Genomic DNA, 7118 nt, shown 5'->3' with positions numbered 1-7118 from the left:
CAAATAAAATCGGATTCAATCCGAAAAAGAAGACAGTTGTATTTTCAACAGAAATTAATAAATTTATAACCCTAAATACTCCTTAAGGATTTATTCCAAAATGTCCAAGTTAGTTTGAAGACGTACAATGTCAATAGAATAGGATACAAAGAAAAAAACAGATAAAATACCTGCGGCAAAATCACTAAAAGAGAAGCGGGAAGACAAGCAAAACAAAAGGAAAGGCAAAGAAAATGAAAGTCGCAACGCAAAAACCTAAATGGTAGAAATAAAAAAAGAAGGAATTATACTCAGGAAAACTAATTTAAGTTTTGAAAACGAAGGAGTTCTGAATCCTGCTGTTATTAAGGAAAATGGCAAAATATATTTATTTTACCGGGCTGTTGCCAAAGGTAATTTTTCTACTGTCGGGCATTGTGTATTGTCAGATCCGCTTACGGTAGAAAAACGGTCAGATTCGCCAATCATCATTCCTGAATCTGAATACGAAAAACACGGTGTAGAAGATCCTCGAATTGTAAAAATAGATGATTTATTTTATCTCACCTATACCAGTTATGACGGCATCAATGCTTTAGGAACATTAACAACTTCCAAAGACCTCAAATACTGGAAAAATGAAGGCATTATTGTTCCTAAAATTTCTTATGAAGAGTTTAAGCTTTTATCAGAATCAGAGGGGTTAATACCGGATAAATATAGAAGATATAACGAATTTCAAATTAGTCATACTGACAGTGACCTCATCTTTTTATGGGATAAAAATCTGATTTTCTTTCCAAGAAAAATAAACGATAAATTTTATTTCCTTCACAGAATAAGACCTGAAATTCAGATCGTCAGCGTAAAAAACATCGAAGATCTGAATTCTGATTTCTGGCAGGATTACTTTTCACATTTTAAAGACCATATTCTCTTATCACCGAAATACGATCACGAATCAAGTTATATCGGAGGTGGTTGTCCGCCAATAGAAACAGAATATGGCTGGCTGATGATCTATCACGGTGTTTATGACACCGTTAACGGTTATGTTTACAACGCCTGTGCAGCTTTATTGGACATTGGAAATCCAGAAAAAGAAATTTCCCGACTTCCTTATCCACTTTTCAAACCAGAAGAAGAATGGGAACTGAAGGGTGAAGTTAACAATGTGTGTTTCCCAACAGGAACCATTGTGGAAAACAACAGACTGTATATCTATTATGGAGCTGCAGACGAAAGGATAGCTGTTGCATCACTCAATATTTCAAAATTATTGAAAGAGTTAATGATGTACGCTGTATAAAGATGATTAGGCAGAATATGGTTAAAAAGAAATTAAAAATGAATAAAAATATTAATTCAGACGTGGAGGATAAAGCAATTAGACAACCTTATAATGATAAAAAACACAAAACCTATAATAAAACCAACATTGTCTTTGTAAGCACTTTTCCTCCAAAAGTATGCGGAATTGCCACTTATACACAGGATCTTATAAAATCTCTTCATTCGAAATTCGGAGAATCCTTTAATGCGATTATTTGTCCGATAGAAACAGAAGAGGAAAACTATGAGTATAATGAATATACCGAGTATAAATTAAATATCTCAGATGCCGTTTCTTATTTGGAATTGGCTGCAAAGATCAATAAAAATGATACTGTTGAGTTGGTGATGCTTCAGCATGAATTCGGCTTTTTTAATGAAACCCGAAATGGTTTGTTTCTTTTTCTCAAGAACTTAAAAAAAGATGTTATCATTACTTTTCACACTGTTTTGCCAAAACCGGGTAAAGAGCTAAAGGAAAAGGTGAAAGAGATCGCCGGTTTTGCAAGATCTCTTATTGTAATGACTAGTATTTCTGCGGACATTCTCTCGAATGATTATGAAATTCCTCCTGATAAAATTACTGTAATCCCTCACGGAACGCACCTTCTACCTTTCACAGACAAAATTGCGTTGAAAGAAAAGTATAATCTTAAAAACAAAAAAGTTCTTTCTACTTTCGGATTATTAGGTTCCGGAAAAAATATTGAAACGACACTGAAAGCCTTACCGGAAATCATTGCTAAAAATCCTGATGTTATTTTTTTAATTCTTGGCAAAACACATCCTGCAATAGTAAGGCAAGAAGGCGAGAAATATCGTGAATTTTTGGAAGATCTTACTTGTACACTGCATCTGGAAAACAACATCCGCTTTATCAATGATTATCTACCACTCCCAGAATTACTAGAATATCTTCAGCTTACCGATGTTTATCTTTTCACATCAAAAGACAGAAATCAGGCGGTGAGCGGCACATTTTCCTATGCAATCAGTAGCGGATGCGCGATTGTTTCTACTCCAATCCCACACGCTTTGGAAGTCTTAAAAGAAGATATGGGGATTATTATTGATTTTGAGGCTTCAAAGCAACTTTCTACTGCAGTAAACACGTTATTAGATAATGAAAGCAAACGGGAGGAGTTACGTTCAAAATCACTCGAAAAAATGGCTCCTACAGCTTGGGAAAATTCATCTATTTTACACACTTTATTATTTCATAAACTTAGAAATAATAAAACAGAACTCAAATATACTCTACCGGAAATCAATCTTGGGCATATTCAAAATATGACGACAGATTTCGGAATGATTCAGTTTTCTAAAATCAGCAAACCGGATATTAATTCAGGTTACACTTTGGATGATAATGCGCGGGCGATGATTGCTATTTGCAAGCATTTTGAGGGCAGTAGAGACAAAGCAGACTTGCAGTTAATTGCAATTTATTTAAATTTTATCCAATTTTGCCAGCAGGAAGACGGAAGTTTCCTGAATTACGTCGACGAGCACAAACAGTTTACACAACAGAATTACGAGACCAATCTTGATGATTCCAACGGCAGAGCAGTCTGGGCTTTAGGTTATTTAATTTCATTAAAAGAAATTTTGTCACAGGAATTGTCTGAGACTGCAGAGAAAATCATTCAAAAAAATCTTATTTGGGCAGAAAAAATCCATTCTACAAGAGCAATGGCTTTTATTATTAAAGGATTGCATTATCAAAATTCAGAAAAAAACCTTTTATTGTTAAAAGAATTAGCGAATCGTTTGGTAAAAATGTATCAACACGAAGCAAAAAACGATTGGCGTTGGTTTGAGAGTTATCTGACCTACGGAAACAGTGTATTGTCAGAAGCTCTACTGTGCGCTTGGATTTCAACTAAAGATGAGCTTTCTAAACAAATTGCGGAAGAATCTTTCGAGTTCTTACTATCTAAAATTATGATTGATGATAATATAAAAGTGATTTCCAATAAAGGCTGGATGCAAAAAGAAAACACTGAAAACGACACTCCAATTGGCGGAGAACAGCCTATTGATGTAGCTTATACTGTTTTGGCATTATCTGCATTTTACAAAGTATTTGATGACGAAAAATATTTAAAGATGATGAATAAATCATTCAATTGGTTTTTAGGAAAAAATCACTTGAATCAAATCGTTTATAACCCTGCAACGGGAGGTTGCTACGACGGAATTGAAGAGAGAAATGTAAATCTTAATCAGGGTGCAGAATCTACGGTTAGTTATCTAATGGCAAGGCTTAGTCTTTAAAAATTAAAATCATTATATACTTAATTTTTTATAGACGTTCATCAACGTCACAAATACCAAATGGCGCCAACTGAAGACTGTTAGCGCCATTTTTTATTTACTTAGAATATTTTTTTAGATTCAATACATTTAAATATGTAATTGTCTAATTAAATTATTGTTTCCGAAATAGGTATTTTAAACCAAAACGTACTTCCTTCATTTAAAACACTTTCCGCTCCAATTTCCCCTTTGTGTTTTTCAATAATCTGACTGCATATATATAGACCTAATCCCAATCCGGAATACCCTTTTCCTGAGTGGTCTTTTCTGTAATATCTGTCGAATTCTTATGTGGGTATCTGAAAAAGGCTGGTCTTTGATTCGATATAAAAATTGTAAACAGGCTTTGACAACAGTTATAGGAGTTTTTAGCTCGTGGCTGGCTATACTTAAGAAATCATCCTTTTGCTGTTCAAAAAGTTTTTTATCAGTAATGTCCAAAGTCATCCCTACCATACGGTCTCCTTTCCCATTCTCATCATAACGAGGTCGACCGTGAGCTTGAATCCAATGTGTAGAACCATCCCTCCATTTTATAGGATATTCCGCTTTGTAGATACCATTTGTTCGGATTGATTCCTTTACTAGTGCCTTAACTTTCTCCCTATACTCAGGAAACATTGCCTCGAAAAGATCCGCATAAACAAACTCCTCCTCAGGTTCAAAACCAAAATTGCGTTTAAATTGATCATTGCTTTTCATCACTCCTGTTGCAAGATGGACTTCCGTTGACCCCAAACTGCTTGCATCTAATGCAATTTCCAGTCTTGTATTGATTTCATCAACGTTCTTTCTGGCAAGAACTTGTTCAGTAACATCATTGGCAACAATTAGTATTGAGTGCTCCTCTGCTCCATCAACATTCGTACGATGATAGACAAAGTTGAGATACCTATCCGTAAGATTTCCGTTATGTGACAATGAGACTTTCAATTCGTTCCCATAAAATGGTTTTCCCGTTTTATAGACTTTTTTCAAAATCCCTAAAAATGGCTGTCCTTTTAATTCTGGAAGTGCTTCTGGGAGTGTCATACCAACAACAGATCGATCTTTGCCCCATATATTAAGTACAATATCATTAACGATATCGACAATAAGATTCTCTCCTTTTAATGAAGCCATTGCAACCGGGGACTGCTCTATCATAAAACGGAAACGCTTCTCTTTATCGTGAAGTTCAGCTATCAATTTAATCAGGCTATTTTCGGCGGTCATCAGTTCCTCATTAGTAGAAGACAGTTCTTCGTTTGTTGCGGTATATTCTTCATTAATAGCTGAAAGTTCTTCATTGAGCTTTTGCTCAGAGACTGATTTTTCAAGTACTAATTTCTGGGCAGCCATCCGTTCTGAAACTTCAAAAGCCGTATGAAGGATAAACTCGGTTTTACCTTTTTCGTTGAGAATAGCTTTATATTCGAAATCAAAGTAAGATTCTTGAAGTTCCCCGTCTATTTCTAATGTTGCAGGGTAATTCTTGGCATAATATGTAATTCCAGAATTCCATACTTCTCTTAGAATATCAGGAAAAGGCTGATCAATCAATTCAGGAATGGCATCCGTAAAATTCTTACCTATGACAGATCGATCTTTGCCCCAAAATTTTAGCATTGCAGAATTAGCACTTAAAATCTTGATATCACTTCCTGTGTAAACTGCTGTTGCGTTGGGTGATTGAAAAAGGATGCTGAGCAGCTGCTCAGGATTGATGTGATCCGGGGAGTTCATTTTAATAAAGTATCCACAAATTTAATGTATTATTATAAATAATAATCAATAAGTACTGTTAATATAAATAAATTTAAACAGATATGATTTTATTTTTCAGAATCAAATTGTTTATATAAAAAATAATATCCGGTAAATATTCTAATTATTTTCTGATTAGTTGCTTTATTGCTTTAATAAATAATGAAAAAAATATACATTGTAGAAGATGAGTCGTCTTTAAGAGATGTCCTGAAACTTCTTTTAACCATAGAAGGTTACTCTGTGAGTACATTTGCAACAGCACAAGAATTTTTAGAAAGAGATATCAACGAAAATCCAAATTTGTATATTTTCGATGTAATGCTTCCTGACGGTTCTGGTATTGAGTTATGTGAAAACATTCAGCAAGGCAGAGAAAGCAGAGGTATTCCCGTGATAATTATGAGCGCTCACGCACAATTGCATCATTTAGGTAATCACTGCAAGCCGGATGATATTATTTCAAAACCATTTGATATTGATAATTTACTGGAACGCATCAAAAAAGTAATTGATTAATCTAATTTTGATTCTATTCTTATCTATTTTTAATCCAACAAACCAAAATGTATTAAAGCTGCCTCGACTCCGTGATTATCAACTTCCTCAGTTACAAAATCGGCAATCTCTTTAACATTGTCTCCGGCATTTCCCATCGCAACTCCAATTTCTACAAACTTTAGCATAGAAATATCATTTCCGCCATCTCCGAATGCCATCGTTTCGGTGACATCAATATTAAAATGTTCACAAAAGTATTCTACTCCTTTCTGCTTACTTATTCCTCCCGGATTGACATCAGCAAATAAAGATGTCCATCTTGAGGATAGAGAATTAGGCATCACTTGCTTCATAAATGACACTTCATTTTCAGGCTCAATAAAAACATTAACCTGCAAAACATTTTCTATATCAAGAGTTTCTTTATCATACAAAGGTGGTACTGGAATATTCACGTGAGTATATAACTCCAAGACTTGTGGACTTTCGTGGCTGATTCTTACTTTATCTTCATACATCAATGAAAAGCTCACACTTGATTTTTCCGAATGGTTAATCAAATTCTTAATATCTTCAGGGTGAATAGTCTGTTTAAACATCACCTGACCATCAATCGTCATACAGTATCCTCCATTAAATGTAAGGAAGCCGTCAAACTCAATATGTTTAATATGATTGAGGTCATTGATAGACCGACCTGTTGCTACAATCACTTTTATACCTTTTTCCCGAAGGTTTTTTATGGCATTTTGAGTTGACTCTGGAATTACTTTGGTTTTTAAACTAATTAAAGTACCGTCAATATCGAAAAAGACAGCTTTAATATTTGGGCTTTTTACAGAATTCATATTAATTACTACAACATTTATTTTATAAAAATACAAACAATTATTTATCAGAACTTACTTGTGTAAAAGTATAATCAATTATAAAATCTGATATATTAATGTATACAAATACTATTATTTTTTTAGCACAAGGATATCTGCGAAATTGTTCCGCTCTTTGTTAAATGTTCTCATGATTTATTACCGAAATTATAGCGATCCCAAAAGACTAAACGGTATAATGAATACGATAGGATTTCTAAACCTTTTTACTTATTTATACATTAACCCGTAGTGCATTATAAAAAAAGTTATTCATGTTACAAAAATTTGTAAATTGTATTGACTACCAATCAAATACATTCATGAATAACCTAGATGCAATTTACGATTTTATTCTCACAAAATTGAGAG

The 7118-nt window shown here is 33.9% G+C and carries 6 protein-coding genes; 3 read left to right on the top strand and 3 right to left on the bottom strand.

All coding sequences use genetic code 11. The features are described 5' to 3' along the window. Positions 1-259: 259 nt before the first annotated feature. The gene (locus BA768_RS17645; RefSeq protein ID WP_065721837.1) at positions 260-1288 is read left to right on the top strand and encodes a pesticidal protein Cry7Aa; all 1029 of its coding nucleotides are present in this window, start codon (positions 260-262) and stop codon (positions 1286-1288) included. A gap of 38 nt (positions 1289-1326) precedes the next feature. Further along, positions 1327-3588: a glycosyltransferase gene (locus tag BA768_RS17640; RefSeq protein ID WP_228388481.1), complete on the top strand. Its 2262-nt coding sequence runs from the start codon at positions 1327-1329 to the stop codon at positions 3586-3588. A 149-nt stretch (positions 3589-3737) separates the two neighbouring features. On the opposite strand, the gene BA768_RS21805 is transcribed toward BA768_RS17640, so the two are convergent. Together BA768_RS21805 and BA768_RS17635 are read right to left on the bottom strand one after the other, a co-directional pair. Next, a complete protein-coding gene (locus BA768_RS21805; protein ID WP_083206732.1) occupies positions 3738-3866 on the bottom strand; it encodes an ATP-binding protein in 129 nt (42 codons plus the stop codon). Next, the gene (locus BA768_RS17635; protein ID WP_065721836.1) at positions 3829-5355 is read right to left on the bottom strand and encodes a PAS domain S-box protein; all 1527 of its coding nucleotides are present in this window, start codon (positions 5353-5355) and stop codon (positions 3829-3831) included. Before BA768_RS17635 ends, BA768_RS21805 begins: the two co-directional genes overlap by 38 nt. Before the next feature lie 183 nt (positions 5356-5538). On the opposite strand from BA768_RS17635, the gene BA768_RS17630 reads away from it, so the two are divergent. Next, positions 5539-5895, top strand: coding sequence for a response regulator transcription factor (locus BA768_RS17630; protein ID WP_065721835.1), 357 nt, complete (start codon positions 5539-5541; stop codon positions 5893-5895). A 29-nt stretch (positions 5896-5924) separates the two neighbouring features. Here BA768_RS17630 and BA768_RS17625 read toward each other — a convergent pair whose 3' ends face one another. Then, positions 5925-6725 carry a Cof-type HAD-IIB family hydrolase gene (locus tag BA768_RS17625; protein ID WP_065721834.1) on the bottom strand — a complete coding sequence of 267 codons (801 nt, stop codon included), beginning with the start codon at positions 6723-6725 and terminating at the stop codon, positions 5925-5927. Positions 6726-7118: the final 393 nt, after the last annotated feature.

Origin of the sequence: Chryseobacterium sp. CBo1 (assembly GCF_001693475.1) — a bacterium.
In the GTDB taxonomy this organism is placed as follows: Bacteria; Bacteroidota; Bacteroidia; order Flavobacteriales; family Weeksellaceae; genus Chryseobacterium; species Chryseobacterium formosense.
Note: the sequence above shows the minus strand (reverse complement) of the source record. Positions and strands in the feature narration are given on the sequence as shown.

Excerpts from the sequence above, each read along its gene's own strand:
- BA768_RS17645 (WP_065721837.1), top strand. The coding sequence starts at position 260 with ATGGTAGAAATAAAAAAAGAAGGAATTATACTCAGGAAAACTAATTTA.
- BA768_RS17640 (WP_228388481.1), top strand. The coding sequence starts at position 1,327 with ATGAATAAAAATATTAATTCAGACGTGGAGGATAAAGCAATTAGACAA.
- BA768_RS17635 (WP_065721836.1), bottom strand. The coding sequence starts at position 5,355 with ATGAACTCCCCGGATCACATCAATCCTGAGCAGCTGCTCAGCATCCTT.
- BA768_RS17630 (WP_065721835.1), top strand. The coding sequence starts at position 5,539 with ATGAAAAAAATATACATTGTAGAAGATGAGTCGTCTTTAAGAGATGTC.
- BA768_RS17625 (WP_065721834.1), bottom strand. The coding sequence starts at position 6,725 with ATGAATTCTGTAAAAAGCCCAAATATTAAAGCTGTCTTTTTCGATATT.